The organism is Staphylococcus sp. HMSC62B09, assembly GCF_001839115.1.
In the GTDB taxonomy this organism is placed as follows: domain Bacteria; phylum Bacillota; class Bacilli; order Staphylococcales; family Staphylococcaceae; genus Staphylococcus; species Staphylococcus haemolyticus.
On sequence record NZ_KV840161.1, the window covers coordinates 47,273 to 73,239 of the forward strand.

General features: G+C 31.0%; 31 protein-coding genes and 1 pseudogene. 20 read left to right on the forward strand and 12 right to left on the reverse strand.

The window, feature by feature from the left end:
• The first annotated feature begins 53 nt into the window (after positions 1–53).
• The gene (gene dinB / locus HMPREF3265_RS10715; protein WP_070441554.1) at positions 54–1,130 is read left to right on the forward strand and encodes a DNA polymerase IV; all 1,077 of its coding nucleotides are present in this window, start codon (positions 54–56) and stop codon (positions 1,128–1,130) included.
• 55 nt (positions 1,131–1,185) lie between these two features.
• On the opposite strand, the gene HMPREF3265_RS10720 is transcribed toward dinB, so the two are convergent.
• Together HMPREF3265_RS10720 and ftnA are read right to left on the reverse strand one after the other, a co-directional pair.
• Positions 1,186–1,737: a 3'-5' exonuclease gene (locus HMPREF3265_RS10720; RefSeq protein ID WP_070861660.1), complete on the reverse strand. Its 552-nt coding sequence runs from the start codon at positions 1,735–1,737 to the stop codon at positions 1,186–1,188.
• A 256-nt stretch (positions 1,738–1,993) separates the two neighbouring features.
• Positions 1,994–2,494 carry an H-type ferritin FtnA gene (gene ftnA / locus HMPREF3265_RS10725; RefSeq protein WP_011275365.1) on the reverse strand — a complete coding sequence of 167 codons (501 nt, stop codon included), beginning with the start codon at positions 2,492–2,494 and terminating at the stop codon, positions 1,994–1,996.
• A 195-nt stretch (positions 2,495–2,689) separates the two neighbouring features.
• Between ftnA and HMPREF3265_RS10730 the strand changes: the two genes are divergently transcribed.
• Both HMPREF3265_RS10730 and HMPREF3265_RS10735 read left to right on the forward strand, forming a co-directional pair.
• On the forward strand, positions 2,690–4,000 hold the full coding sequence (locus HMPREF3265_RS10730; protein WP_053025086.1) for a lipid II isoglutaminyl synthase subunit MurT: 1,311 nt from the start codon (positions 2,690–2,692) through the stop codon (positions 3,998–4,000).
• Positions 4,001–4,002: 2 nt separating this feature from the next.
• Positions 4,003–4,722 carry a lipid II isoglutaminyl synthase subunit GatD gene (locus HMPREF3265_RS10735; RefSeq protein ID WP_053025085.1) on the forward strand — a complete coding sequence of 240 codons (720 nt, stop codon included), beginning with the start codon at positions 4,003–4,005 and terminating at the stop codon, positions 4,720–4,722.
• A gap of 64 nt (positions 4,723–4,786) precedes the next feature.
• On the opposite strand, the gene HMPREF3265_RS10740 is transcribed toward HMPREF3265_RS10735, so the two are convergent.
• Entirely contained in the window at positions 4,787–5,776 is a 990-nt protein-coding gene (locus tag HMPREF3265_RS10740) for an FUSC family protein (RefSeq protein ID WP_070441561.1), read from the reverse strand.
• 151 nt (positions 5,777–5,927) lie between these two features.
• Between HMPREF3265_RS10740 and map the strand changes: the two genes are divergently transcribed.
• A complete protein-coding gene (gene map / locus HMPREF3265_RS10745) occupies positions 5,928–6,680 on the forward strand; it encodes a type I methionyl aminopeptidase (protein WP_053025476.1) in 753 nt (250 codons plus the stop codon).
• A 112-nt stretch (positions 6,681–6,792) separates the two neighbouring features.
• Here map and HMPREF3265_RS13025 read toward each other — a convergent pair whose 3' ends face one another.
• The 4 genes and pseudogenes from HMPREF3265_RS13025 to HMPREF3265_RS10755 all read right to left on the reverse strand — a co-directional run bounded on the left by HMPREF3265_RS13025 (position 6,793) and on the right by HMPREF3265_RS10755 (position 8,729).
• Positions 6,793–6,918 carry a hypothetical protein gene (locus HMPREF3265_RS13025; protein WP_256262273.1) on the reverse strand — a complete coding sequence of 42 codons (126 nt, stop codon included), beginning with the start codon at positions 6,916–6,918 and terminating at the stop codon, positions 6,793–6,795.
• 12 nt (positions 6,919–6,930) lie between these two features.
• Positions 6,931–7,518, reverse strand: coding sequence for an SDR family NAD(P)-dependent oxidoreductase (locus HMPREF3265_RS10750; protein ID WP_256262274.1), 588 nt, complete (start codon positions 7,516–7,518; stop codon positions 6,931–6,933).
• The gene (locus HMPREF3265_RS13030; protein WP_256323934.1) at positions 7,515–7,652 is read right to left on the reverse strand and encodes an SDR family NAD(P)-dependent oxidoreductase; all 138 of its coding nucleotides are present in this window, start codon (positions 7,650–7,652) and stop codon (positions 7,515–7,517) included. The genes HMPREF3265_RS10750 and HMPREF3265_RS13030 overlap by 4 nt, the downstream gene beginning before the upstream one ends.
• A 71-nt stretch (positions 7,653–7,723) precedes the next feature.
• Positions 7,724–8,729, reverse strand: a pseudogene (locus HMPREF3265_RS10755) (HoxN/HupN/NixA family nickel/cobalt transporter).
• Between the two features lie 213 nt (positions 8,730–8,942).
• On the opposite strand from HMPREF3265_RS10755, the gene HMPREF3265_RS10760 reads away from it, so the two are divergent.
• Genes HMPREF3265_RS10760 through vraR form a run of 4 tightly spaced genes read left to right on the forward strand, consistent with a single transcriptional unit; the run spans position 8,943 to position 11,717 of the window.
• Positions 8,943–9,329 carry a hypothetical protein gene (locus tag HMPREF3265_RS10760; RefSeq protein WP_053025474.1) on the forward strand — a complete coding sequence of 129 codons (387 nt, stop codon included), beginning with the start codon at positions 8,943–8,945 and terminating at the stop codon, positions 9,327–9,329.
• A 24-nt stretch (positions 9,330–9,353) separates the two neighbouring features.
• A complete protein-coding gene (liaF, locus tag HMPREF3265_RS10765; RefSeq protein ID WP_053025472.1) occupies positions 9,354–10,055 on the forward strand; it encodes a cell wall-active antibiotics response protein VraT in 702 nt (233 codons plus the stop codon).
• Positions 10,052–11,098: a sensor histidine kinase VraS gene (locus tag HMPREF3265_RS10770; RefSeq protein WP_053025471.1), complete on the forward strand. Its 1,047-nt coding sequence runs from the start codon at positions 10,052–10,054 to the stop codon at positions 11,096–11,098. The genes liaF and HMPREF3265_RS10770 overlap by 4 nt, the downstream gene beginning before the upstream one ends.
• Positions 11,088–11,717, forward strand: coding sequence for a response regulator transcription factor VraR (gene vraR / locus HMPREF3265_RS10775; RefSeq protein ID WP_037551137.1), 630 nt, complete (start codon positions 11,088–11,090; stop codon positions 11,715–11,717). Before HMPREF3265_RS10770 ends, vraR begins: the two co-directional genes overlap by 11 nt.
• 62 nt (positions 11,718–11,779) lie before the next feature.
• Here vraR and HMPREF3265_RS10780 read toward each other — a convergent pair whose 3' ends face one another.
• From HMPREF3265_RS10780 to HMPREF3265_RS10790, 3 genes are all read right to left on the reverse strand, one after another.
• Entirely contained in the window at positions 11,780–12,991 is a 1,212-nt protein-coding gene (locus HMPREF3265_RS10780) for a YihY/virulence factor BrkB family protein (RefSeq protein WP_053025467.1), read from the reverse strand.
• Positions 12,992–13,189: 198 nt separating this feature from the next.
• Positions 13,190–13,474 carry a YtxH domain-containing protein gene (locus tag HMPREF3265_RS10785; protein WP_070861661.1) on the reverse strand — a complete coding sequence of 95 codons (285 nt, stop codon included), beginning with the start codon at positions 13,472–13,474 and terminating at the stop codon, positions 13,190–13,192.
• Complete coding sequence (locus HMPREF3265_RS10790) at positions 13,459–13,944, reverse strand: low molecular weight protein-tyrosine-phosphatase (RefSeq protein ID WP_070861662.1); 486 nt, start codon at positions 13,942–13,944, stop codon at positions 13,459–13,461. The genes HMPREF3265_RS10785 and HMPREF3265_RS10790 overlap by 16 nt, the downstream gene beginning before the upstream one ends.
• A gap of 141 nt (positions 13,945–14,085) precedes the next feature.
• On the opposite strand from HMPREF3265_RS10790, the gene HMPREF3265_RS10795 reads away from it, so the two are divergent.
• Genes HMPREF3265_RS10795 through HMPREF3265_RS10805 form a run of 3 tightly spaced genes read left to right on the forward strand, consistent with a single transcriptional unit; the run spans position 14,086 to position 16,122 of the window.
• Positions 14,086–14,295, forward strand: coding sequence for a DUF1128 domain-containing protein (locus HMPREF3265_RS10795; RefSeq protein WP_011275380.1), 210 nt, complete (start codon positions 14,086–14,088; stop codon positions 14,293–14,295).
• Between the two features lie 13 nt (positions 14,296–14,308).
• Complete coding sequence (locus tag HMPREF3265_RS10800; RefSeq protein WP_070861663.1) at positions 14,309–15,556, forward strand: aminopeptidase; 1,248 nt, start codon at positions 14,309–14,311, stop codon at positions 15,554–15,556.
• Between the two features lie 32 nt (positions 15,557–15,588).
• Complete coding sequence (locus HMPREF3265_RS10805; protein WP_011275382.1) at positions 15,589–16,122, forward strand: acyl-CoA thioesterase; 534 nt, start codon at positions 15,589–15,591, stop codon at positions 16,120–16,122.
• 132 nt (positions 16,123–16,254) lie between these two features.
• On the opposite strand, the gene yfkAB is transcribed toward HMPREF3265_RS10805, so the two are convergent.
• Complete coding sequence (yfkAB, locus tag HMPREF3265_RS10810) at positions 16,255–17,394, reverse strand: radical SAM/CxCxxxxC motif protein YfkAB (protein WP_176744133.1); 1,140 nt, start codon at positions 17,392–17,394, stop codon at positions 16,255–16,257.
• Between the two features lie 153 nt (positions 17,395–17,547).
• On the opposite strand from yfkAB, the gene HMPREF3265_RS12500 reads away from it, so the two are divergent.
• The 7 genes from HMPREF3265_RS12500 to HMPREF3265_RS10840 all read left to right on the forward strand — a co-directional run bounded on the left by HMPREF3265_RS12500 (position 17,548) and on the right by HMPREF3265_RS10840 (position 23,062).
• Entirely contained in the window at positions 17,548–17,709 is a 162-nt protein-coding gene (locus tag HMPREF3265_RS12500) for an SE1561 family protein (protein ID WP_011275386.1), read from the forward strand.
• 89 nt (positions 17,710–17,798) lie between these two features.
• Positions 17,799–18,317: a type 1 glutamine amidotransferase domain-containing protein gene (locus HMPREF3265_RS10815; RefSeq protein WP_070441573.1), complete on the forward strand. Its 519-nt coding sequence runs from the start codon at positions 17,799–17,801 to the stop codon at positions 18,315–18,317.
• A 288-nt stretch (positions 18,318–18,605) separates the two neighbouring features.
• Positions 18,606–19,418 carry a monofunctional peptidoglycan glycosyltransferase SgtB gene (sgtB, locus tag HMPREF3265_RS10820; RefSeq protein WP_070861664.1) on the forward strand — a complete coding sequence of 271 codons (813 nt, stop codon included), beginning with the start codon at positions 18,606–18,608 and terminating at the stop codon, positions 19,416–19,418.
• Between the two features lie 206 nt (positions 19,419–19,624).
• Positions 19,625–20,428, forward strand: a complete 804-nt coding sequence (gene recX / locus HMPREF3265_RS10825) for a recombination regulator RecX (RefSeq protein ID WP_070861665.1) — start codon at positions 19,625–19,627, stop codon at positions 20,426–20,428.
• Positions 20,421–20,735 (forward strand): YfhH family protein, encoded by a 315-nt coding sequence (locus HMPREF3265_RS10830; RefSeq protein WP_070861666.1) that lies wholly within the window; start codon positions 20,421–20,423, stop codon positions 20,733–20,735. Before recX ends, HMPREF3265_RS10830 begins: the two co-directional genes overlap by 8 nt.
• Before the next feature lie 15 nt (positions 20,736–20,750).
• Positions 20,751–22,262, forward strand: coding sequence for an ATP-binding cassette domain-containing protein (locus HMPREF3265_RS10835; protein ID WP_053025451.1), 1,512 nt, complete (start codon positions 20,751–20,753; stop codon positions 22,260–22,262).
• An 8-nt stretch (positions 22,263–22,270) separates the two neighbouring features.
• A complete protein-coding gene (locus HMPREF3265_RS10840; protein ID WP_070861667.1) occupies positions 22,271–23,062 on the forward strand; it encodes a teichoic acid transporter in 792 nt (263 codons plus the stop codon).
• 56 nt (positions 23,063–23,118) lie between these two features.
• Here the strand turns inward: HMPREF3265_RS10840 and HMPREF3265_RS10845 are convergent, their stop codons facing one another.
• Entirely contained in the window at positions 23,119–24,096 is a 978-nt protein-coding gene (locus HMPREF3265_RS10845; RefSeq protein ID WP_053025447.1) for a metal-dependent hydrolase, read from the reverse strand.
• Between the two features lie 143 nt (positions 24,097–24,239).
• On the opposite strand from HMPREF3265_RS10845, the gene mutY reads away from it, so the two are divergent.
• Together mutY and HMPREF3265_RS10855 are read left to right on the forward strand one after the other, a co-directional pair.
• Positions 24,240–25,286: an A/G-specific adenine glycosylase gene (gene mutY, locus HMPREF3265_RS10850; protein ID WP_070441576.1), complete on the forward strand. Its 1,047-nt coding sequence runs from the start codon at positions 24,240–24,242 to the stop codon at positions 25,284–25,286.
• Positions 25,287–25,408: 122 nt separating this feature from the next.
• Positions 25,409–25,951, forward strand: a complete 543-nt coding sequence (locus HMPREF3265_RS10855; protein WP_011275396.1) for a nucleoside tri-diphosphate phosphatase — start codon at positions 25,409–25,411, stop codon at positions 25,949–25,951.
• Positions 25,952–25,967 lie beyond the last annotated feature (16 nt).

Here is a 25,967-nt window from a genome sequence, read left to right on the forward strand (position 1 = left end):
ATAATTATATTGAGGCTTATTTTATTTTGGTTTATTTTAAAAGAGGTGAGACGATGGCTGAAAGAAGGATTATTCATATAGATATGGATTACTTTTTTGCACAAGTAGAAATGCGAGATAACCCTAAATTAAAAGGTAAACCTGTAATTGTAGGTGGTAAGGCAAGTACTCGTGGTGTGGTTTCTACTGCTTCTTACGAGGCTAGAAAATATGGGGTTCATTCTGCAATGCCAATGTCTCAAGCCCATAAATTATGTCCTAATGGATATTATGTAAGAGCAAGATTTGACGCTTATAGAGAAGCCTCTGCCGTGATAATGTCTATATTTAAAAGTTATACAGATATTGTAGAACCTATGTCATTGGATGAAGCGTATTTAGATATTACTCACCTTGTTAGACCTGACTTGTCTGCATCTAAAATCGCAACGTTTATTCGACGCGACATATTTGAACAAACTGGATTAACTTCTTCTGCAGGTGTATCGTATAATAAATTTTTAGCAAAATTAGCAAGTGGTATGAATAAGCCTAATGGCATGAAGGTTATCGATTATAATAATGTAAACGATATTTTAATGAATCTTGATATTGGTGACTTTCCAGGTGTGGGTAAAGCATCGAAAAAAGTCATGCATAACCATGATATATATACAGGTAAAGATTTGTATGATAAAACTGAATTTGAATTAATACATTGGTTCGGAAAAAGAGGTCGTGGCTTATATCTTAAAGCTCGAGGAATTGATCATAGTGAAGTAAAAGCAACGAGAGTGCGTAAATCCGTGGGTACTGAACGAACATTTTCAACTGATGTGAATGATGATGAAGAAATTTTACAAAAAATATGGGAACTATCTGGCAAGACTGCAGAACGTCTATCTAAGTTACAAAAATCAGGTAGCACCGTAACAGTTAAATTAAAAACGTATCAATATGAAACATTTTCCAAACAAAGAAGTTTGAGAGAGGCAGTAAGTAGAGATATTGATATATATAACGTAGCTTATGATTTGTATAACGATTTGAAGGATCCTGATGTTCCAATAAGGTTAATCGGTGTAACGGTTGGCAATTTAGAACAGTCAACATATGAGAATATGACGATTTATGATTTTATAGAAAGATAAAGGTTCATGATGACATTAGCAATTAAACTAAACCAGTAATTGCGATTCATATGGGTTAACCTTTATCTTTTAAATTTTTGCCATAAATTTGTAGCATACTTTGTAAATTGTCATAGTGTTTTAATAATCTAAACGTAATCATTGCACAAGCTTTAGCATCGTTGAGTGCATCATGATGACCGTGAAAATCTAATTTATAATGTTTCATTAAATGTTTTAGTCCGTAGCGATATGCATCAATTGTACGTTTAGCAAGTTGATATGAACAGAAGTAAATCATGGAGGGTGTTTCTATATTTAACTGTTTTAAACTTTGATGAAGTACATTCATATCAAAAGCAGCAATGTGAGCAACAACAGGTAATTTACCAATAAATTGCATCATATAAGGGAATACATATTCAAAACTGGGAGCATCATTCACGTCTTCAGGTGTAATACCGTGAACCTCAATATTCGTCTGAGAGAAATAATCAAAAGGGTTAACTAAAGTATAAAAAGATTCCACAATCTCATTGTTAACTACTTTGACCATACCAACTGAACAGATACTTGTACGTTTACCATTTGCAGTTTCGAAGTCTAATGCTATAAAGGCATTTTCCATTCCTAACACTGTCCTTTCAAGTATTGATTCTTTTATTTTAGCTAAAAATATAAATTTATTTCCAGAATGTTGCATTCATAAAATAAAAAAAGAGTAGAAATGAATTCATTTCGAATTCATTATCCACTCCATTAATATTTATGAGTCTTGAGAATAACTAGCATTATACCTTTTTGTGTATGTTAGTTACTTACAATGTACTAGGCAAGCAATAAAAATAGTTTGTCTCAATCATAATTAAACCTTGAGATAAAAGTTATTCTTCATCAAATGAACGAGCTGCTAATTCTTTTTCATATAAATATAAAGTATTGCAGTCATCACCAATACGATTTAAATAATCAATATGTGTTTCAAATGTTGATTCTTCTTCAACTTGCTCATCTAAGAACCAGTTTAAGAAAGAAATCGTAGCATAGTCTTTATCTTTTTGAGCTATTTCAGATAAATTGTAAAAACGACGAGTAACATCTTGTTCCTGTGCTAATCCATCTTTAAATGTTTCAAGGATAGATTTAAATTCAGTTTTAGGCGCTGGTATTGATTTAAATTCAGCATGTTCACCACGATCATTGATATAATCATAGATTTTTTTACCGTGGAAACGTTCTTCTTTAGCTTGTTGGATATAGAAGTTTGCGAAACCTTCATATGAAGCATCATCGCAATAAGCTGCCATTGCCATATAAGCATGAGCTGCGAAATATTCATGGTTCATTTGATCATTAAGTGCTTCTAACAAGTCTTTACTTAGCATAATTAAGTCACCTCTATTTAAGATTTTATAATTGATTTTGTCTTTGTTCATTAAAAGTATAACAAATCTATTCTCATTAGTAAATAATAATTATTATAATCTAGAATGTGACTTGTTATTTTTAATTGAGAATGTTTTTTGTTATACCCTTTACGTGTTATAATTATTCAAGTGATTTATATGAGGAGGAAGCACATGAGACAATGGACTGCAACGTACTTAGCGAAATTGGCTCGTAAGGCTAGTATCGCTGCTGGGAAAAAAGGTACAGATTTACCTGGACAAGTTGCCCGCAAAGTGGATCAAAATATATTAAGAAAATTAGCTGCACAAGTAGATGACATCGTTTTTATTAGTGGGACTAATGGTAAAACGACGACATCTAATCTTATAGGACATACATTAAAAGCAAATCGTATTGATATTATACATAATAATGAAGGTGCTAATATGGCAGCAGGTATCACATCTGCCTTTATCATGCAAAGCACTAAAAATACTAAAGTAGCGGTTATTGAAATCGATGAAGGATCTATTCCTCGAGTTTTAAAAGAAGTCACTCCATCAATGATGATATTTACTAACTTCTTCCGTGATCAAATGGATCGCTTTGGCGAAATAGATATAATGGTAAATAACATAGCTAAGTCAATTAGTAATAAAGGAATTAAATTGTTACTCAATGCAGATGATCCTTTTGTAAGTCGACTTAAAATAGCTAGTGACTCTATCGTTTATTATGGTATGAAAGCACACGCACATGAGTTTGAGCAAAGTACTATGAACGAGAGTAAGTATTGCCCAAATTGTGGCAAATTATTAGCATACGATTACATTCATTATAATCAAATCGGTCATTACCATTGTTCATGTGGATTCAAACGTGAATTACCTAAATATGAAGTTTCATCATTCACAGTATCTCCGTTCTTAGTATTAAATATAAATGAAACAACATTTAACATGAAAATTGCCGGAGACTTCAACGCTTATAATGCATTAGCTGCCTATACTGTGTTGAGAGAATTAGGGCTCAATGATGAGTCTATTCGAATTGGTTTCGAATCATATACTTCAGATAATGGTCGTATGCAATATTTTAAACTTAATCATAAAGAGGCTATGATTAATTTAGCTAAGAATCCTGCAGGTATGAATGCTAGTTTATCAGTAGGAGAACAGTTAGAAGGTAAAAAAGTATATGTCATTAGTCTAAATGATAATGCTGCTGATGGTCGTGATACTTCTTGGATTTATGATGCCGATTTCGAGAAATTAAGCGAACAAAATATTGAAACGATCATTGTTACTGGGACTCGAGCTGAAGAATTACAATTACGTCTGAAATTAGCCGAAATAAATGTTCCAATTATACTTGAAAAAGATATTTATAAAGCAACTGCAATGACAATGAATTATGAAGGTTTCACTGTAGCTATTCCTAACTACACATCTTTATCTCCAATGTTAGAACAACTTAATCGTTCATTTAAAGGAGGGCAATAAATATGAATGAATTAACCGTTTATCATTTTATGTCAGATAAATTAAATTTATATAGTGATATAGGAAATATTATTGCACTCAAACAAAGAGCAAAGAAACGTGGTATTCAATTAAATGTAGTAGAAGTTAACCAAACTGAAGGTGTGACGCTTGATAATTGTGATATCTTCTTTATTGGCGGTGGCAGCGATAGAGAACAAAGTATTGCTACTAAGGAATTAAGCAAGATAAAGACTACACTTAAAGATGCTATTGAAGATGGTATGCCAGGATTAACGATTTGTGGTGGTTATCAATTTTTAGGAACAAAATATATTACGCCTGATGGAACTGAACTTGAAGGTTTAGGTATCTTAGATTTCTATACTGAATCACGAACTGAACGATTAACTGGTGATATAGTAATCGAGAGTGATACATTTGGAACGATAGTTGGCTTCGAGAATCACGGTGGTCGAACACATCATAATTTTGGTACGTTAGGACATGTTACGGTTGGTTACGGTAATAATGATGATGATAAACAAGAAGGTATTCACTATAAAAATTTATTAGGAACATATTTACATGGACCTATCCTTCCAAAGAATCATGAACTGACTGATTATTTATTAGAAAAAGCCTGCGAACGTAAAGGTATGCCTTTTGAACCTAAACAATTAGATAACACTGAAGAAGAAGCGGCTAAAAGAGTTATTATAGAAAGATCATCAAAAAAATAACAAATATAATAAGCAATTAAAAATGACGTACCGGATCTATAGAAATTTTCCAGTACGTCACTTTTTATTTGTCATTATATCTACTATCTAATAATTTATAGATTAGAAGTATTTCATAAATGACATGACTTTTGATTTGATTCTGATCAAATTCTTCTAAGAGTTTGACAGAAGATTTAAGTGTTGATGCAGATGAGAGGTGAGGCTCAAAATGATTGCTTTTGATAATATTATTGACACTATTACTAATTTTAATAATAGCTATTTTTTCCTCAGGTGTAAAAACTAAATGTATGTGTTTAGGTAAATATATAATATTTGATAGGTGAGTAGCCAGTAATCTATCGATATAGGAACGGTTCGAAATATTTTTTAATCGTTTCCATTCATCTTCTTTGTTTTTATGATAATGTAATTCGTCTTTTTGATAGCCAGTTAAAGTTTCAGTCTTGTTTATAACACCCATCAACTTATTTAAAAGATCGTTACTATGATCAGAATCAAATTTTCCTAATAATAATTCGTTACATCTTGAAGAGAACAACTCATACATTTTATATTCGGATTGCGTTAAATTATCTTCAATTTGCTGATAATATTTAGGAGGCAGAACTATAAAATTGACCAATCCTGCTGTAACCAAACCGATTAATGCAGTTAATAATCTTGAAAAAAAGTTGAATAAATAGGCGTCGTGTATGCCAGGTATCATGGCAACCGATGTTAACACCGCAACAGTAGTACCAACTTGCAGGTTTAATTTAGTACAAACTAAGATAGTAAAAAGTGCACTAAACGTATACGTTAAAGCCGATTGGTCACCAAAAATAAAAGTAAAAAGTACAGCAAATAATGCACCAATTACCGTTGCGGGCAATCTTCTATAACCTTTTTTTAATGACGCCTTTGCAGTAGGTTCGATAGTTACAATAGCAGTTAATATAGCGAAGATTGGAGTGAGATCAAGCATCAAACAAAATAGCGATGTTAAAAAGGTCGCTAGGCCAGTTTTGATTGTTCTCGCTCCTATAATTTTCTTGTACCATTTATCCATATGATAAATCCTCTCGTTGTACGAAAATAACAATTATAATTTTATCTTTTAAACAGAAATTATTTTGCGCTTCATTTTTTGTATGTTTAGTATATCAAAATTTTTTTGGTATAATAAGATGTAATCACAATTTAAAAAGGAACGGGATATTATGATTGTAAAAACAGAAGAAGAATTACAAGCCTTAAAAGAGATAGGTTACATTTGTGCTAAGGTTAGAGATACTATGCAAGAAGCTACTAAACCTGGTATTACAACTAAAGAATTAGACAATATAGCTAAAGATTTGTTTGAAGAACATGGTGCTATTTCAGCACCTATTCATGATGAGAATTTCCCTGGGCAAACATGTATAAGTGTTAATGAAGAAGTAGCGCATGGCATTCCTGGCAAACGAATCATTCGTGAAGGAGATTTAGTTAATATAGATGTATCAGCTCTAAAAAATGGTTATTACGCTGATACAGGTATTTCTTTTGTTGTGGGTAAAGCAAGTGACCCACTTAAACAAAAAGTATGTGATGTTGCACTAATGGCATTTGAAAATGCAATGGCAAAAGTTAAACCTGGAACTAAATTAAGTAATATCGGTAAAGCAGTACATGCAACAGCACGTCAAAATGATTTAACTGTCATTAAAAATCTAACTGGGCATGGTGTAGGTCAATCACTACATGAGGCCCCTAACCATGTTATGAACTATTATGATCCTAAAGATAAAACTTTACTTAAAGAAGGGGTTGTAATTGCAGTAGAGCCATTTATTTCTTCTAAAGCAACTTTTGTAACAGAAGGTAAAAATGAATGGGCCTTCGAAACTAGAGATAAGAGTTTTGTCGCTCAAATCGAACATACGGTTATCGTTACTAAAGATGGACCATTATTAACTACAAAAATTGATTAATTTCATATTTAATTACTATTAATTAAAAATTCGATATATATAAATTAACCAGTAAATGAGATGACAACGCTCATTTACTGGTTTTTAGTTTATACTAGTTAGTTTTATAAAGTTATTTACCTAATAATTTATAGACTTGTTTCTGCTGTTGTTTGCCATCTGGGTCTAGTTTGGTTTTAATTTTTGTGAAAGTTTCAGACCAATCAGACGTACGCGTTTTGATAGGTGGCTCTTTCATTTCAATTGTTTTTTAAATGACTTGCGCAACTTCATGTGAACTTTGAGAAGCATCATGCCCATAATTTTCTTTAATACCACTAATATATGAATTGTATAAGTGCGTATATTCATCTTCTTGTATGCCACCAGTTTGAGTTAAGTGTTTCATAATGTTGGGCATAAATTCAGATTGGATGCATCCGGGTTCAATAATAGTAAATTTAATATTGAATTCAGGTTGAATATAACTTGCTAAAGATTCTGTATAACCTTCAACACCAAACTTAGCGGCACAATATATTTCGTTGAAAGGTTGTCCAACTAGGCCTCCAACTGACGAAATATTGATCACACGATTTTCTCTTTGTGATCTCATGATTGGTAATACAGCTTTGGTCATTCGAATAACACCCATTAAATTTAAATTAAGTTGCCAATTTATTTCTTCATCGGTTGCTTGTTCTGTAGTTTTATTAAAGCCGGCGCCAGCATTGTTAATCAAAATGTCTATACGACCTTCTTCTTGTATAATGAATTCAACAGCAGATTTAATACTATCTAATTTGGTTACATCCAATTCTAAAATGGTTAGGTCTACATTTCTTTTTAGTCGCTTCATTTTTTACATCTATTTGTTTTTTTAAAATTACGCATCGTGGCATATACTTGAAATCCTTTTTCAGCAAGCATGAGCGATGTTTCAAATCCTAGTCCTGATGAAGCACCAGTAACTAGAGCAATAGTTTTAGTCATAACATAATCTCCTTTGTGAAAGTCAATAAAGTATTAACTATTCTACGAATAATGTCCAAGAAATGAATCTATTAAGACCATCGTTGTTCAACTTTGCCAAATTTCCAAATTAAAGTAGAAATGAGCCAACTGATAATAAATAAAATCACTAAAATATAACCTATATTATCAAATTGTATGTTTTCAATAAATTCCCAGATAGAACCTTTTAATTGAAGCTTATCAACTAGTATTTGTAGTAATTCAACAGTGTCAATTAATAGCGTAGCGATAACAGATATAGCAGTAATTGTAATATTGTAATAAATTTTTCGAATAGGATTGAAGAATGCCCAATTATAAGCAGAAATCATAAGTATATCGTCTAATGTATATAGCAAACTCATTCCGGAAGCAAACAATATAGATAAAGATATTATACCTACGAATGAAATTGCTTGCTGTGATGCACCTGAAGATAAAGCTAGCAATGAGATTTCACTAGCAGTATCAAATCCTAAAACAAATAGAAAGCCTGGTGGCAAGACATGCCAACTATGACTAATAAATTTAAAGTATGGTCCGACCATACGAGAAACAAAGCCACGTGTATCTAATAAATCATTTAACTTTTCATCATTAATTTTGTCTTTGCGAAACTTTAAAAATAAAGTTATTAAAGAAATTAATATCATTAGATTTAATATACCTATGATAAATAAAAATGTTCCTGAAACGAGAGTGCCAATAATTCCACCAATTTCTTGAAAGTGGGGTAATGCATTTTTAGCCCATTAATTGAAATGCCTAAAAAGACAGCCAAAAAAAAGACTACTGTAGAATGTCCAATTGAGAAGTAGGAACCTACACCTACTGGATTACGTTATTGTTGGATTAATTTACGCACTGTATTATCAATAGCATCTATATGGTCTGCATCAAAAGCGTATCGAAGTCCTAATGATGTATAAGCAAGTAATCTCATACCAAGTAGTAAATGATTAGTATTTGCTAAATAGAGGAGGCCAAACCCAGAATGTGAAGTGAAATCACAATAAGTACATAAGGAAGCCAATTAAGACGATGTGTGTTAATCATTGATGTTACTTTCGTTCAAAAATAAATATAATTAATCATACACCTGTTTAAGTTGAAAATAAAATTTGAGGTATAACTTACATGAATTTTATATAAATTCTATAGAAATAATAAACATCGTACTAAAGTATGAGAGTAAGATGGTCCTAGAGCCTATATGAGTTTGAGTCACTTTAAACTATAATTGAGCTTAATCAAGGACGAGGTGGTTCTATGAATTATATGGACTTATATTTACAACACTTTCTTAAAGTAGTTATTAAACGAAACATTAATGATTACAAAATCAGTTTAGATCAAAAATTAAAGAGTATTGAAAATTACATTGAATATTTAAAAGAAAAGAAAGCGCAAATGAATAAGTTAATTGACAGTTTAACTGCAACATTAGAAAATAAATATATTGATATTACTAATACGTATAATATTAAACATGCACAAGAAATTAATAATTATGAAATTGAAGGTCTTAAAAGACAGCTTGATCTATTTGAAGCCTATTGTGCAAAAATTGAAGCGGATATTCATCGTTGCTCTAAAGAAAAGATCACAACACAAGGCCAATGTGACATAATTGAACAAATGAGTGTAGTAGCTTAATTGAAAGGAATAGGAGGCGACACATTGACTCGAAAATATATATCGACAGAGTTATTAATCGTATTTACGGCATTAATGATTATTGCCAATTTTTATTACATCTTTTTTGAGAAAATAGGCTATCTATTTGTATTACTTTTAGGATGTATATTAGTTTATGTAGGCTACCTTTACTTTCATAAAGTAAGGGGTCTCTTAGCGTTTTGGATAGGTGCATTGCTTATTGCATTTACTTTATTGTCGAATAAATATACCATCATAATATTATTTGTCTTTCTAGTTATCGTAATCATTAGATATCTCATTTTTAAGTTTAAACCTTTAAAAGTGATTGCTTCAGAAGATGAAGTTACATCCCCTCAATTTATTAAACAAAAGTGGTTTGGAGAGCAACGCACACCAGTATATGTTTATAAATGGGAAGATGTACAAATCCAACATGGTGTTGGTGATATACACGTTGATATGACAAAAGCTGCAAATATTAAAGAGAATAATACAATAGTAGTAAGACATATTTTAGGGAAAATTCAGTTAGTGGTACCATTGAATTATAATATTAATTTACACATGGCTGCTCTATATGGAAATGCTTATTTAAATGGCCAATCGTATAAAGTTGAAAATAATCATATCCAAGTTGAAGAGAAGCCTAAAGAAGAGAATTATAATGTCAATGTTTATGTTTCGACATTCATAGGAGATGTTGAGGTGATTTATCGATGAACCACTACTTAAGAGCTATCGGTTCAATGCTTATACTAGTTTATAGCATGTTAACCGCGTTCTTATTTATAGATAAAGTATTTGTTAATATTATCTATTTCCAAGGTATGTTTTATACTCAAATTTTTGGGATACCTGTTTTTCTATTTTTAAATTTAGTCATCATTTTACTTTGTATTATTGTAGGTTCAATTCTCGCATATAAAATTAATCAACAAAATCAGTGGATTAAGTCACAAATTGAACATGCCATTGAAGGAGAAACAGTAGGTATTAATGATCAAAATATTGAGCTTTATAACGAAACCATAGACCTTTATCAAACATTAGTTCCGCTAAATCAAGAGTTGCACCGTTTACGAATGAAAACGCAAAACTTAACTAATGAAAATTACAATATGAATGATGTCAAAGTTAAGAAAATCATTGAGGATGAACGACAGAGGTTAGCTCGCGAGTTACACGACTCTGTAAGTCAACAACTTTTTGCAGCAAGTATGATGTTATCTGCAATAAAAGAAACAAAGTTAGAGGCACCGCTTGATCAACAAATACCAGTTTTAGAGAAAATGGTTCAGGAGTCTCAACTTGAAATGCGCGCATTATTACTTCATTTAAGACCTTTAGGTCTAAAAGATAAATCACTAGGTGAAGGTATCAAAGATTTAGTTATTGATTTGCAAAAGAAAGTGCCTATGAAAGTCATACACGATATTCAAGATTTCAAGGTCCCTAAAGGTATAGAAGATCATTTATTTAGAATTACACAAGAGGCTATATCAAATACGTTAAGACATTCAAATGGAACTAAAGTCACAGTGGAATTATTTAACCAACAAGATTATCTATTACTTCGAATTCAAGATAATGGTAAAGGATTCAATGTTGACGAGAAATTAGAGCAAAGTTATGGATTAAAAAATATGAGAGAACGCGCATTAGAAATTGGTGCGACATTCCATATTGTATCGTTACCGGATTCTGGAACGAGAATAGAAGTTAAAGCACCGTTAAATAGGGAGGATGATAATAATGACGATTAAAGTTTTGTTCGTTGATGACCATGAAATGGTTAGAATTGGGATATCAAGTTATCTATCAACACAATCTGACATTGAGATAGTTGGAGAAGGGGAATCTGGTAAAGATGCCATTGCAAAAGCTCATGAATTAAAACCTGATTTAATTCTTATGGATTTATTAATGGATGACATGGATGGCGTTGAAGCAACTACTCAAATCAAAAAAGATTTGCCACATATTAAAGTTGTAATGTTAACTAGTTTTATTGAAGATAAAGAGGTATATAGAGCATTAGATGCTGGTGTAGATAGCTATATTTTAAAAACGACTAGTGCTAGTGATATAGCCGACGCAGTACGCAAAACTTATAATGGTGAATCTGTATTTGAACCTGAAGTTTTAGTTAAGATGCGTAACAGGATGAAGAAACGTGCAGAATTATATGAAATGCTGACTGAGCGTGAAATGGAAATTTTATTATTAATTGCAAAAGGGTATTCAAATCAAGAAATAGCGAGTGCTTCTCATATTACAATTAAAACCGTTAAAACTCATGTAAGCAATATATTGAGTAAATTAGAAGTACAAGATAGAACACAAGCCGTAATTTATGCATTCCAACATAATTTGATTCAATAAAAAAGGTTGAGGCGATAAACCGTTGCCTCAACCTTTTATTAATTTAATTAGTAATTAAACACTTATTTTTTATTATCATCGTCATTATTAGTAAATTTATCTTTAATTTTCTCAGTTAATGAAGCATCTTCTTCTTGTTTATCTTTTGGATCTTTATCGACTTTATAGTCTTCATCTTTGCCAGTAGCTGTATGTTTATATTCATAAGTAGTATCTTCATTAAAGTGATTCTGGTTATTATCATCATGGTCGAGCGCTGCTTCTTCAGGAGTTTGTCCTTTAATAACATGTTTCTGATGGATGATTGCATTAATTTCAGCACCAATAATAATGATAAAACTTGTTAAATATAACCAAATTAATAAGATAATAATACCTGCGATACTGCCATAAGTCTTAGAGTAGTTTCCAAAATTTGAAATGTAGAAACCAAATGCGAAAGACCCAAGTAACCAGATAACTGATGTAAATATAGCTCCTGGTAATACTGATTTTAGTTTAGTTTTAACGTTTGGAGCTACTGAGTATAGAATTGTAAATAGAATCAAAATAATAATTAATGGTAATACAACTCTAATTAAACTAAAGATCCATTTAACTTGACTATCTAATCCAAGAGGACCGAATAAGAAATGAGCAATAACTGACCCCATAGTAGGTAATGCCATGGCAAGTAAAAATACGACGCCTAACACAATTGTGAAAATAACACTTAGTATCTTTAAAAGAATACCATTTCTATTATCTTCAACATCATAAGCTACATTGAATGAATTCATAATTGCAGTCATACCATTTGAAGCTGACCAAATTGCTAAGATTAACCCGATAGAAAGTAAACCGCCACTAGAATTTTTAGTGACATCGCTAATTACATCTTTAATAAGACTTGATGTGTCAGCAGGTGCATTACTTAATAAACCGGTGATTTGGCTTTGATCTAAGTTAAATAATGGTAACAATGTTAATAGGAAAATTAACATTGGGAACATAGCTAATACAAAATGATAAGTCATTTGTGCTGCTAAGCCTGAAGCGTCATCTTTGCCTATTCGATAAATTAAATAAGAAAGAAAATTAGAATTTTTTGTATACTTAGCTGGTTTGTTTAACCGTGAAACGAAAAAGACTTGATTCTCTTTTTTTGGTTCTTTAGATTGAAATTCTTGAGGCTCTACATATGTACGATCAACATTAATTTTATCTTGATTCTTCTCTTGCTCGTCTTTAATAGAGTTAAGATACTTCGAGTTTGATTTATTTTCTTTTGACATAACAATCTCCTTTGCTTTAACCACATACATTAATTTAAATAGTAAAATAAGCGGGACAGAAACCTGTTATATAATAAAGATTTCATTGTCCCGCCTTACTATGAGTGAAAAACAAAAATAATATTTTACTTATCACTTTCAGTTAGTTTTTATTTTAACTAAAGTTATAAAAGAGATTTAGCTAAAATAAACAATCAATTATTGACCAATGCGGATATTCTTACGTTCAACGAAAGTATCTTTAGCATCTTTAATTGATTTTTCTAATTCTGGGTTATTGCGACGAATTTCTTCAATTGTATCTTTCCAATATAAAACTTCGTCTTTAATAGAATTGAATTTAGAAGGTTTGCGTGTACGATTACCTTCTTTAACATCTTTTACAGATTGAATTAAAGCGTTACGTGTTGATTTGTCAGCTAAAGTAGCAGCACCACCAACAATAGCGCCAATTAAAATACCAGGAATTAATTTGTTTTCCATTTTATTTCCCCCTCTTTCAAATTTGCATCTTTGACGATGAAATCAATTAGATTGTCACAAGATGATTGTACCATTTCATATACACCTTCAAAATTATTAGTGTAATAAGGATCTGGCACATCACTCTCTTCCATGTTACTAAATTCGAGCAATTTGAACAATTTTCCTTTTATATTAGGATTGATGTATTGGATATTATCAACATTGCTCTGATCCATAGCAATAATATAATCAAAATCATCACTTGATTCAAATAACTCACTAATCATACCATCAAAAGGTATATTATGGCGATTAAGAATATCTTGAGTACCTTCATGAGGAGGTTCTCCAAGGTTCCATTTACCTGTTCCTCTTGAGTAAACGTTAACGCCTGAAATGTTTCTATCTATCAAACGTTGACGCATGATTGCTTCAGCCAAAGGAGAGCGACATATATTTCCTAGACATACAAATGCTACATCTACCATACTCTATTCCCCCTAATTAATCCTATATAAACCATTTTATAGTTATTTTAAAATTTTATAAAGACATAATAATACTATATCCAATAAAAGTTTGTTAAATTATCATACTTTGATAGAATATTGTATTAAAGAGGTGATAACGTGAGTCAAAATAATAATGAAACAATGATTGCAGATATTAGAAAAAAATTAAATATTGTTAATCAAGGTTTGTTAAATCCGGATAAATTTAAAAATGCCAATCAGCAAGATATAGAAGAAATTCATAATTTTGTTATGTCTAAAGATTCTTTTTCGCCAAGCGAAGTTACAGCAATTGCTGATGAGTTGGGGAACTTACGTCAAGATTAGGGAGGATGATGATATGACTTCATTAAGTTATAACGAGAAATTACAACAGTATGCAGAATTATTAGTTAAAATAGGTATGAATGTACAACCTAAACAACCTGTTTTTATTAGATCTTCAGTTGATGCCATCGATTTAACACGTTTAATTGTTGAAGAATCATATAAAGCTGGAGCTTCAGACGTAAAAGTAAATTATTCAGATTCTAAATTAAATAGACTTAAATTTGAGTATGAATCGGTAAATTACTTTGAAAATCATGCAGTTAAATCGTATGAAGTAGATGAACGAATGGATTATGCTAATCGTGGCGCTGCAAATTTAGCTTTACTTAGTGGTGATCCAAACTTGCTAAATGGTATAGACCCTGAAAAACTCAAAGCCAATCAAATGAGTTATAGTCAAGCATTCAAAGGATATATGGAAGGAAGTCAAAAGAATAAGTTTCCATGGGTTGTTGCTGCTTTTCCTTCTAAAGATTGGGCTAGACGTGTTTATCCAGATTTAGATGAAGAAATTGCATTAGAGAAGTTTATTGATGAAGTGTTTGATATCGTAAGAATTGAAGGGAACGATCCTATTGAAAATTGGAAAAAACATATAGAAAACTTAAGTGTACATGCTAAATTGATGCAAGAAAAAAATTATAAAGCGTTACATTATCAATCCGAAGGGACAGACTTAGTTGTAGGACTTCCTAAAGGACATATTTGGGAAGATGCTACGAGCTATGTTAATGGCAATCAACAAGCTTTTATAGCTAATTTACCAACTGAAGAAGTTTTTACAGCACCTGATCGTAACAACGTTAATGGATATGTAACAAACAAACTACCATTAAGTTATAATGGTACAATCATCGATGGCTTTACATTAACGTTTAAAGATGGACAAATCGTAGATTTCAAAGCGGATAAAGGCGAAGATGTGCTTAGAGATTTGATCAATACTGATGAGGGTTCTAAGCGACTAGGAGAAGTCGCTTTAGTACCTGATGATTCTCCAATTTCAAATCGTAATACTATTTTCTACAACACGTTATTTGATGAAAACGCATCATGTCATTTAGCCATTGGTTCGGCATATGGCTTTAATGTTGAAGGTGGTACTGAAATGACGACTGAAGAAAAAATTGCTAGTGGTCTTAATGATTCAAATGTCCATGTTGACTTCATGATAGGAAGTGCAGATTTAACGATTTATGGAATTAAACAGGATGACACTAAAGAATTAGTGTTTAAAAACGGCAATTGGGCTCAATAAAAATAGAAATTAAAATAAAAGGGGTATAACGCATGTCAAATTCTCAAGGTATTCGTAAATCAATGTCTGAATCAAAAAGTTATAAAGCTAAACAAGTATTTCCTCAAGACACCAATCATCACCATACAATGTTTGGTGGTTCATTGATGGCTAACATAGATGAAATTGCAGCCATTACTGCAATGAAACATGCTAATGCCCAAGTAGTTACAGCATCAACTGATTCTGTAGATTTTTTAAGACCAATCAAAACAGGAGATATTACTTCTTATGAAGCGATGGTTAGTTATGCAGGTACAAGTTCAATGGAAGTTTGTGTTCAAATAATTATTGAAGATGTATTAAATAAAGAAAGACATTTAGCAGCCTTAAGTTTCTTAACTTTTGTTGCATTAGATGATAATGGTAAGCCAGTCCAAGTACCAGATGTCTATCCAGAATCAAAAGTTGAAAAATGGTTCTATGAAAGTGCGCCTAAGCGTGTACAACGTAGAAAAGATAGAAGAGAAGAAAGTAAAAATACTATTGAATTTTTATCAAATGCACAACATATTGAAGAATTATAAATCACGGACAAGTTAAACGTTGTAACTAGTATATTATAATTCTCATAAAACAGAACTAAGCACCACATAAAATTATTCTAAAACTCACTTTATGAGGTGCTTATTTTATAGATATATGTGAATTATTGATGCTTAACTAAAAATATTTTCTGTGTGCATTTCTATTTCTTTCTGTTTGAAATCAGTGTTTGGATAATACATGTTTTTCACTAATACATTAGGGCCTAAACAATGAAATGCCTCACAATGACAATTTAAAGATTTTGCTAAATCTGAAGTGAGCCATTTATTAAATACATCAGTCAATTTGTCTGTTTTTATATTTGAGATGGTACCATTTTCATCTCCAAAGTCTGTTACAATGACATCTCCGCTAAACACATTTACATTTAAGCGACTTCGTCCATCTGGATCATTTCGTGTTGTCACATTTTTTGCATCTCTTAAGCGTTGTAATAGTGCTTGATCATTTTCGTCATTAATACATGGATAGATAGGTAACGTACCAAACAGCATCCATACATTCTCATCTCGAATATCTAATAAATGATGAATTGCTTGTTTCATTTCTTTTAGAGAAAGAACATTTAATTGACTTGCGAAATCTGCTGGGTACATAGGATGAACTTCATGACGACTGCATTTCATATCATTAACGATTTCTTTATGAATTTTATCTAAGTAAGGTAAAGTACTCTGATTTAACATCGTTTCAGCTGAAACAAACATACCTTGACTTGATAGGGTACTCGCATTATCTAACATCTGTTCATATAATTTTAATTTTGCTTTTAAAGGTGGTTGTTTTTTCATGGCGCCAAAGCCAACATCAGTAAATTCTTGTATAGTTCCCCAATTATGTGAAATGTGCATAACATCTATGTATTCCGCGATATCTAAATAACGATCTTGAGGCAACGTTAAATTAGAATTCATTTGAACATAAATACCTCGATCTTTCGCGTATTTTAATAAGGGTTTAACGATATTTTTAATTGATTTCTTTGAGAACATTGGTTCGCCACCCGTGATTGACATTGTTCTTAATTGAGGTATTTCATCTAAACGACGATAAATAATATCCATAGGTAATGCATCAGGATCTTTTGTTTGTAATGTATAACCAACTGCACAATGGCTACATCTCATATTACATAGCGTTGTGGTTGTAAATTCTATATTACTCAACGTCAACTGTCCGTAATCTTCAATATCGTTATAAGCTTCCCAAGGATCATTTGAAATTGAAATGGGTTTTTTCTGATTTGTCATCCACATATTTATTACTCCTAAACTAAAAAAATTCCTCTATTCGTTGCAAAAGTACAGTAAACATTATTAAGATTATATCCCTTTTTGTCAAATTCTGTTAGGATAAAATTAACGTATTGTTAAATAAACTCATATAAAAAAGGAGAAACATTTATGAATGAACAACAAACAATGGAACAAATTAAAACGAGATTATCAAAATTCTTAGAAGATATTGATCATGTTAATCCTGATGAAGTAAGTGTTGAAGACATTGATGAATGGATTGGGTTACTAGATCAATTAGAAGAAAAAGTAAAACAAGTGTCTAACTAAATAATAACCGGTTAAGTTCAACTATGTTTAATATCCTTCTATTTCGTCTATATAATAAATATAATTCGAACAAGAAAGGTGATTAGTACATGACTAAAAAAGTAGCAATTATCTTATCAAATGAATTTGAAGATATTGAATTTACTAGCCCTAAAGAAGCAATTGAAGAAGCTGGTTTTGAAACAGAAATCATTGGTGATACTGCAAATGCTGAAGTAGTAGGTAAGCATGGTGAAAAAGTTACTGTAGAGGTAAGTATTGCTGATGCTAAACCAGAAGATTATGATGGACTTCTAATACCAGGTGGATTCTCACCAGACCATCTTCGCGGAGATGCAGAAGGTCGATATGGTACGTTTGCTAAATACTTCACTAAAAATGATGTTCCAGCATTTGCAATTTGTCATGGACCTCAAATTTTAATTGATACTGATGATTTAAATGGACGTACGCTAACAGCTGTACTTAATGTACGTAAAGATTTATCAAATGCTGGTGCAAACGTAGTAGATGAATCAGTTGTAGTTGATAAAAATATCGTAACTAGTCGTACACCAGATGACTTAGACGATTTTAACAGAGAAATTGTTAAACAACTTCAAGCATAAATCTTGTTGATGTAAAGCTTGAATATTATTCGATATAATCTAATACGTCAATTATACAAATTCGCAATATTTAATGAACTGAGAAGAGACTTTAATATGTCTCTTCTCAGTTCTTTTTTTATTCAAAATTTAGTTATAGTAATTTAATGACTAAACTTCAGATATTGGTCTCATAGTCATATATTCTTATACACCTTGGGACCGATTTTTCGCTTTAAGTATGGCTTATTATAAGAACTACTGTTAAACTCTCAAATATAGAGTGAGTTTAAGTAAAGGAGCTACCGCATGAAAAGAAGCCAAAGAATGAACAACTCGCCTGAGAGACATTCACAATACCGTAATGAACCACATTACAATACGTATTATCAACCTATAGGTAAACCACCTAAAAAGAAAAAGAGTAAACGCATATTTTTACGTCTGTTTATTATATTTATCATCATATTTGCATTGTTTATCGGATTAATGTATTACTTATCTTCTAGAGCAAATGTTGATGACCTTAAAACTATTGAAAATAAAAGCAGTTATGTATCTGCAGACAATATGCCTTATTATGTAAAAGGTGCATTTATTTCAATGGAAGATGAACGTTTTTATAAACACCACGGTTTTGATGTAAAAGGTACAACACGAGCATTGTTTTCAACGATAGGGGATAGAGATGTTCAAGGTGGAAGTACAATTACGCAACAAACTGTGAAAAATTATTATTATGATAATGAACGTTCTTTCACTAGAAAATTAAAAGAATTGTTTGTAGCACATAAAGTAGAACAACAATATAGTAAAAATGAAATATTGAGCTTCTATTTAAATAACATTTATTACGGTAGCGATCAATATACAATCGAAAGTGCCGCCAATTACTATTTTGGTACGACAGTAAATAAAAATAGTGATAGTATGTCTCAAATTACAGTATTACAAAGTGCGATATTAGCTAGTAAGGTCAATGCACCTAGTGTTTATGATATAAGTAATATGTCTGATAACTTTAAAAATAGAATTAAAACAAACCTTGAAAAAATGAAACAACAAGAATATATATCTGATAGCCAATATCAAGAGGCATTAAGTCAACTAAATAACTATTGAATTGTTTTGCATGCGTATATACAAAATTCGTAATTATAATTTAGTCTTCATAAAGTAGTCATAATATAAATGAACTTTATGAGGACTTTTTATATAGGTAAAACATTTTGTGTAACGCGATAAGTGATATAAAATAATGGTTGTTAGAATATTTTAAACTGAATGAGTTAATAGAGAACATATTTAGAAGTTAAGGTGGTGGGTATATGACTAAAATAACGAAAATAGAAGTACAAAAGAATAACAAAGAGCGATTTAATTTATTCTTGGATGAAGCATTTGAAATGGGAATAGATATCGATACACTTGTAAAGTTTAATTTAAAAAAAGGTCAAATTCTTGAGCCATCAGATATGGAGAATATTCAAAAGTATGAGCATTATCGTTTAGGTATTAATATGGCAATTCAATACTTATCATATAAAAAAAGAACTGAAAAAGAAGTGAGACAACACTTGCAACAAAATGAAATAAGTGACATAGCAATCCAACAAGTTATAGATTATTGTTACAAAGAATCGTATATTAACCATGAAGATTATGCTGAAAGCTTAAAGAATACCATGATAAACACTACTGACAAAGGTCCTGAAATTTATAGACAGAAATTATATCAAGTTGGAATTGAACCTAATATTATAAATGCATATGTTCCGATTTACGAAGAAGAGCAATCATTTGAAGCGGTAATTGAAGTTGCCAAAAAAGTTATGAAAACTAAAAAAGGCCCTGAAATTAAAATACGTCAAAAGGTACTTCAAAGTCTGATTCAAAAAGGATATTCTATGGATGTTGCACAACAGGCAATAGCTGAATTAAATTTTGAACAAGATGAAAATATATTAGATGATTTATTGCAAAAAGATCTTGAAAAAGTATATACAAAACAAAGGCGTAAGTACGACGGACAACAATTAGTAATGAAGACGATAGAGTCACTTATGAGAAAAGGATATAAATATGATAAAATTAAATTAAAATTAGAAGAAAGTGGTATTTCTGATGAATGATAAAAAGCTAAGTGAAATGTCTGAGCAAGAATTAAGACATGAAATACAAACATATAAAGAAAAAATGCGTAAAGCTGAAATGAATGGCTTCATGAATGAGTACGATGTATATCAAAGTAAAGTCATCATTGCTGAAAGTTACTTAGTCGATCGTACTAAGGTAGTGCTTGGTAGAATGTATAAACTTAATGATGGAAGCGACCAATACTTCAAAGTCGAACGATTAAAAGGTGTATTTGCATGGGGATATAGAATTAATAGTAAGACCCCTGAAGAAGGATTGCCACTCGCTTTATTAAAAATTTAGAAGGATGTAACATGAATGGGAAGTTCAATAGTCTTAAAAATGCTCAATGTCACGCATTATTATAGAAGTAAGAAAAATAGAAAGTGGTATTTACCATTTGGTTATGCCGCAGAAGACATAGAATTAAACAATATTTCACTACATATATATCAAGGTGAGGCTTTAGCTATTATTGGCGAGCCAGGGGCTTCTAAAACTTTATTAGGTAGGATAATGGCTGGTGACATTAAACCTGATAGAGGTAAAATTAATAAATCGGTCTCTACTTATTATGGTGATATAAAAGACAAACATTTAATACATATAACAGTGCGACAATATGTAAAAGAAATTCAAAGATTATTTTCTTACGAAACAACATCGCACAGTGTTGATCAAATTATCAAATTTGCACATTTAGATGATAAGTCTACGTTTAATATAAATATGCTTAGTCACTCTGATTTTGCACAATTAATCTTAAGCATTGCACGTGTATGTCGAAAAGAATTGATTATTTTAAACCATATCATTGAACATCTTGATGAAGACTTTTTAGAGAAAGCAAAACAATTATCGAAAGACTATGTTAACGATAATAATTCGTTAGTATTCATCGATAATGATCTTGAAAAAGTTGAAAAAGTAAGTAATTATGTAGCATGGATTTCACATGGGCAAGTGAGGATGGAAGGTTCACTAAATCAAGTTTTACCTGTGTTTAAAGAACATGAGCAAGATCGAATGAGTATAGGAAATGATGAAGAACAGCAAAATTTTGATTTAGATTGGAAAGAAAGTCGTAGCCGACTCCCTGAAATGAGCTATAACTTTAAAAGAGTAGAAAGATATAGACATGCGAAAGTTCCTGATTTTGTCGTGAGGTTTTGGACAATTTTGATTGCAAGCTTGATTTGTTTGGCCATCGTTGGAGCATTAGTCATTAACAACATTGGGCGCTTTGATGTTCCTATAATTGAAGCTCAAAAGAAAGTTGAAAATAAAGACCCATTTGAGGAAAAATTGGCATATGGAATCGTATTAGACGACTCGATAACGTTAAATGGTGATTCTAATACAAAAGTTCCTAAATACGCATTTTTAACAATAACAGGTGAAAATTCAAAAAAATATCGTGTTAATATCGATAATCAAGATTATGTTGTAGAAAAACATAAACTACAATATTTTAACCCAGCAGCTTTATATGAGTCGCATTCATTTAAAAAATTATCTCCATATATGAAATCAAATTATAGTAATTTTGTAGATTATTATAATAGCCATTTACATAAAAAACATGATCAAGTTAAAAAATCACTTGTTCCCGATAAGGATTCTAGATATGTTGTAGGCGTAACGCAACAACCAGTAGAATTGTTATTTAATGATCAAGACAAATTAACAGGATTTGTTTTTCCAATAATTAATAAAGATGAACTTAAAGATAAATATCATATTAATCAAGATATATGGATTGTTAAGTCAGGTGATGGATATTTTATCGCAGATATGAAAAATAGTAAGTGGATATACATTGAATTGTAGGTGTAAAAATGATAGATAACATTTTATTATATATAAAACTTTTCCCATCACTAATAAAGTTTACTAAGCAATGTATAATAGATACTTGGAAATGGTTTGCAATTCTCTTAATTGTTGAACTTGTCTTAGTATTAATAGCACTAATTATGCTGTCGTTTATCGAGATTGAAGATTTTAGTAAAGCTAGGTGGTTATATAGAATTTTTGCTATGATTACATTTGCTACAATGTTTGCGACAATTTTTAAATCTTTTAAAGAGTATAGTCAAGATTATTTAATAACTAAGTCGTTCCAATCAACACCATTGATAACTACAGTTGCGAACACACTTATCGGAAGTTCTGTTTGTTGTATATTATCAATTATTACTTTATTGTTTAAACCAGTGAATTTCGATGCATCTTTCATTGCATTTATTGTATTTTATATAATGATGATTCTATTTATAATATTCATATCTGTTACTTTAGGATTGTTAGATATTATATATAAAAATATGACTATGATATTCTTGTTAGCTGTAGTTATAAACTTTTTTATAGTGCCTATTATTTTTATTCCTTCTGCAAATGAGAATTTAATGATTCAATTGTTAAAGTTAAATCCTCTGTTTTATTTAATTGATGGATTAGCGACTTCTACGATTTATGGCGAAGTGAATATGTATAATATTTCATATCATATCTATTTCATTTTAATAATAGTAACGATTGGAGCAATTAATTTTATGCTTATGAGATATGTAGCACATTCAAAATATAAATACTCCTCTAATATAATTTCGACAAAAAATAAATAAAAGAGTGAATCAGAATCATAGTGTCGTTTATGGTTCTGGTTCACTCTTTTTAAAATTTAATTAGAATATAATTTTTTTTGTAATTTTTCTTCAGTGAAAACCCATCCTATATATGAGTGATCTATATTGTTATCATTATCGACATGTGCTATTGCTGCAAAACTATAGTGACCTTTATTTAAATAGCGTAAATCTATTAGACGAACTTCTGTGGTGTCGTCATCCAGCTTACGAGTTTGCCATCGATAAATTGATGAGAAGTTCAGAAATGTTCTAATGTCTTTATTACTTTTAATCTGCCAGAGTAAAGTGTCTGGAGAAAATTTTTGTCGTTTAACTTTATCACTAAAGACAACATATCGACCAAATGCTCTTCCAACATAATCATGTTCTTCAGTTTGAATAGCAACGCGCCACTCCATGAATTTCATCGTAGGTGCCACAAATATTTTAACAGGATTATGTTGTGCTTTTATCTGGCTTAATGCTTGCTTTTTAATGATATTCTGCATTTTGAAACGAATAATATAATAAATGATGAGTATACCAATAATTGGAAAGAATACTATGAATGGATGTACACCGAATAACCAAACGACAATCCCTACACAAAGTATAATAAATATGATTGGATCGAATGTATTAATAACACTTAATTGAATCCACTTGTTTGTGAGTGGACGCAAAGCTTGAGTACCATAAGAATTAAATATATCAACAAACACATGTAAAAATACTGCTAACTGTGCCCATAACCATATATGCGTTGTATCTACTCCTGGGAATAAAACATAAATAATAAATGTGATCAGTATAGGCCACAAAATTGTAAATGGTATAGAATGAGTGATACCACGATGGTGAGAAATATATGTGGCGTTATTTTTCAATTTTAAAACGGTGTCACCATCTGGAATTAACGATCCGGCAATTAAGGTTGTAGCAGTAGCTGCCATAGTATTTGCCATAGCTGGATCTTGACTAGCTAGAGCAGTTAATCCAACACCTATTGCTATATGCGTGGCTGTATCCATAACGTTCACTCTTTTCATGTTAATTTAATATATATTATAATCTAAAAATTGAAATAACGAAATTAAGAAACTTATTAAAATACTATTAGTTTGCTATAAACCGATTAGATGAAATAAATAATGAGATTGGAAAGGATGTAAATATGTTAAATGAATCTACATTTAAAAAGAATTTAATACAGTGGTTTAATGAAAATCAAAGAGAAATGCCTTGGCGTGAGACTTCTAATCCATATTATATTTGGTTGAGTGAGGTTATGCTTCAACAAACGCAAGTTAAAACCGTTATTGACTACTATCATAAGTTTATTAGCCGTTTTCCAACCATAGAAGACTTGAGTCAGGCAAATGAAGATGAAGTGCTTAAATATTGGGAAGGTTTAGGTTATTATAGCCGTGCACGTAACTTTCATACTGCTGTAAAAGAAGTGGTATATGAATACAATGGCGTTGTTCCTTCAACACCAGATCAATTTGGAAAACTTAAAGGCGTTGGTCCATATACACAAGCAGCTGTATTGAGTATAGCGTTTAATAAACCTTTAGCAACCGTTGATGGTAATGTCTTTCGAGTATGGTCTAGATTAAATAATGATCAAAGAGATATTAAATTGCAATCAACACGAAAGGCATATGAAACAGAATTACAGCCCTATGTTTATCATCATTCTGGTACTTTCAATCAAGCAATGATGGAATTAGGCGCATTAGTTTGCACACCTAAGAATCCGTTGTGCTTATTCTGTCCTGTTCAAGACAATTGCAGTGCTTTCAAAGAAGGGACTGTGTTAAATCTACCAGTAAAAACTAAAAACATAAAGAAGAAAACGATTCAGCAACATGTGTTTTTAGTTAGAAATGCAAAAGGGGAATATTTAATTGAGCAACGACAAGAGCGATTGTTAAATGGTATGTGGCAATTTCCCATGTTTGAAGCACCAAATGCATTGGAACAATTAGAGAATAAATTAGGAATGTCACTATCGATAGCTGAGGAAATAGTATTTAAACTTAAACATCAATTCACTCATATGACTTGGGATATTAGTGTATATAGTGTAATTGAGACAGTATCTATTTCTAAAAAAATGATGGAAGACTATAAACTTGAGTGGATGAATTTAAATCGCCGTGATGAATATACATTACCTGTATCAATGGATAAAATATATAATTATATAAATGGTTGAAAACATAAATTTATAGGTGATTTTTGGAGGCTATATTAAAAATAGTAACGCATTTTTAAAGAGTTAATTAAAATTATGATATAATCTAAAGTGCGAAAATTACTAAAAGGGTGGTGTGGAGTATGGTAAAAGAATCCATACCTAAAGAAGGCGAAAATATAAAAATTCAAAGTTACAAACACGATGGTAATATTCATCGAGTATGGTCTGAAACGACGATTTTAAAAGGAACAGATCATGTTATTATCGGTGGAAATGATCATACTTTAGTTACTGAAAGTGATGGTCGCACGTGGATTACTCGAGAACCGGCAATCGTTTATTTTCACTCAGAATTCTGGTTTAACGTTATTTGTATGTTTAGAGAAGATGGCATTTATTACTATTGTAATCTTTCATCACCATTCGTTTGTGATGAAGAAGCTTTGAAATATATTGATTATGATTTAGACATTAAAGTTTATCCTAATGGTAAATATCATCTGCTAGATGAAGATGAGTATGAACAACACATGAATCAGATGAATTATCCACACGATATCGATGTTATTTTACGCCGTAATGTAGATATTTTACAGCAGTGGATAGAACAAAAGAAAGGTCCGTTCGCCCCTGATTTTATAAAAGTTTGGAAAGAGCGTTACAAAAAAATTCGAAACTACTAAGCATAAAAGATGTAAT

Excerpts from the sequence above, each read along its gene's own strand:
- dinB (WP_070441554.1), top strand. The coding sequence starts at position 54 with ATGGCTGAAAGAAGGATTATTCATATAGATATGGATTACTTTTTTGCA.
- HMPREF3265_RS10720 (WP_070861660.1), bottom strand. The coding sequence starts at position 1,737 with ATGGAAAATGCCTTTATAGCATTAGACTTCGAAACTGCAAATGGTAAA.
- ftnA (WP_011275365.1), bottom strand. The coding sequence starts at position 2,494 with ATGCTAAGTAAAGACTTGTTAGAAGCACTTAATGATCAAATGAACCAT.
- HMPREF3265_RS10730 (WP_053025086.1), top strand. The coding sequence starts at position 2,690 with ATGAGACAATGGACTGCAACGTACTTAGCGAAATTGGCTCGTAAGGCT.
- HMPREF3265_RS10735 (WP_053025085.1), top strand. The coding sequence starts at position 4,003 with ATGAATGAATTAACCGTTTATCATTTTATGTCAGATAAATTAAATTTA.
- HMPREF3265_RS10740 (WP_070441561.1), bottom strand. The coding sequence starts at position 5,776 with ATGGATAAATGGTACAAGAAAATTATAGGAGCGAGAACAATCAAAACT.
- map (WP_053025476.1), top strand. The coding sequence starts at position 5,928 with ATGATTGTAAAAACAGAAGAAGAATTACAAGCCTTAAAAGAGATAGGT.
- HMPREF3265_RS13025 (WP_256262273.1), bottom strand. The coding sequence starts at position 6,918 with ATGAAAGAGCCACCTATCAAAACGCGTACGTCTGATTGGTCTGAAACT.
- HMPREF3265_RS10750 (WP_256262274.1), bottom strand. The coding sequence starts at position 7,518 with ATGAAGCGACTAAAAAGAAATGTAGACCTAACCATTTTAGAATTGGAT.
- HMPREF3265_RS13030 (WP_256323934.1), bottom strand. The coding sequence starts at position 7,652 with ATGACTAAAACTATTGCTCTAGTTACTGGTGCTTCATCAGGACTAGGA.
- HMPREF3265_RS10760 (WP_053025474.1), top strand. The coding sequence starts at position 8,943 with ATGAATTATATGGACTTATATTTACAACACTTTCTTAAAGTAGTTATT.
- HMPREF3265_RS10770 (WP_053025471.1), top strand. The coding sequence starts at position 10,052 with ATGAACCACTACTTAAGAGCTATCGGTTCAATGCTTATACTAGTTTAT.
- vraR (WP_037551137.1), top strand. The coding sequence starts at position 11,088 with ATGACGATTAAAGTTTTGTTCGTTGATGACCATGAAATGGTTAGAATT.
- HMPREF3265_RS10780 (WP_053025467.1), bottom strand. The coding sequence starts at position 12,991 with ATGTCAAAAGAAAATAAATCAAACTCGAAGTATCTTAACTCTATTAAA.
- HMPREF3265_RS10785 (WP_070861661.1), bottom strand. The coding sequence starts at position 13,474 with ATGGAAAACAAATTAATTCCTGGTATTTTAATTGGCGCTATTGTTGGT.
- HMPREF3265_RS10790 (WP_070861662.1), bottom strand. The coding sequence starts at position 13,944 with ATGGTAGATGTAGCATTTGTATGTCTAGGAAATATATGTCGCTCTCCT.
- HMPREF3265_RS10800 (WP_070861663.1), top strand. The coding sequence starts at position 14,309 with ATGACTTCATTAAGTTATAACGAGAAATTACAACAGTATGCAGAATTA.
- HMPREF3265_RS10805 (WP_011275382.1), top strand. The coding sequence starts at position 15,589 with ATGTCAAATTCTCAAGGTATTCGTAAATCAATGTCTGAATCAAAAAGT.
- yfkAB (WP_176744133.1), bottom strand. The coding sequence starts at position 17,394 with ATGACAAATCAGAAAAAACCCATTTCAATTTCAAATGATCCTTGGGAA.
- HMPREF3265_RS12500 (WP_011275386.1), top strand. The coding sequence starts at position 17,548 with ATGAATGAACAACAAACAATGGAACAAATTAAAACGAGATTATCAAAA.
- HMPREF3265_RS10815 (WP_070441573.1), top strand. The coding sequence starts at position 17,799 with ATGACTAAAAAAGTAGCAATTATCTTATCAAATGAATTTGAAGATATT.
- sgtB (WP_070861664.1), top strand. The coding sequence starts at position 18,606 with ATGAAAAGAAGCCAAAGAATGAACAACTCGCCTGAGAGACATTCACAA.
- recX (WP_070861665.1), top strand. The coding sequence starts at position 19,625 with ATGACTAAAATAACGAAAATAGAAGTACAAAAGAATAACAAAGAGCGA.
- HMPREF3265_RS10830 (WP_070861666.1), top strand. The coding sequence starts at position 20,421 with ATGAATGATAAAAAGCTAAGTGAAATGTCTGAGCAAGAATTAAGACAT.
- HMPREF3265_RS10835 (WP_053025451.1), top strand. The coding sequence starts at position 20,751 with ATGGGAAGTTCAATAGTCTTAAAAATGCTCAATGTCACGCATTATTAT.
- HMPREF3265_RS10840 (WP_070861667.1), top strand. The coding sequence starts at position 22,271 with ATGATAGATAACATTTTATTATATATAAAACTTTTCCCATCACTAATA.
- HMPREF3265_RS10845 (WP_053025447.1), bottom strand. The coding sequence starts at position 24,096 with ATGGATACAGCCACGCATATAGCAATAGGTGTTGGATTAACTGCTCTA.
- mutY (WP_070441576.1), top strand. The coding sequence starts at position 24,240 with ATGTTAAATGAATCTACATTTAAAAAGAATTTAATACAGTGGTTTAAT.
- HMPREF3265_RS10855 (WP_011275396.1), top strand. The coding sequence starts at position 25,409 with ATGGTAAAAGAATCCATACCTAAAGAAGGCGAAAATATAAAAATTCAA.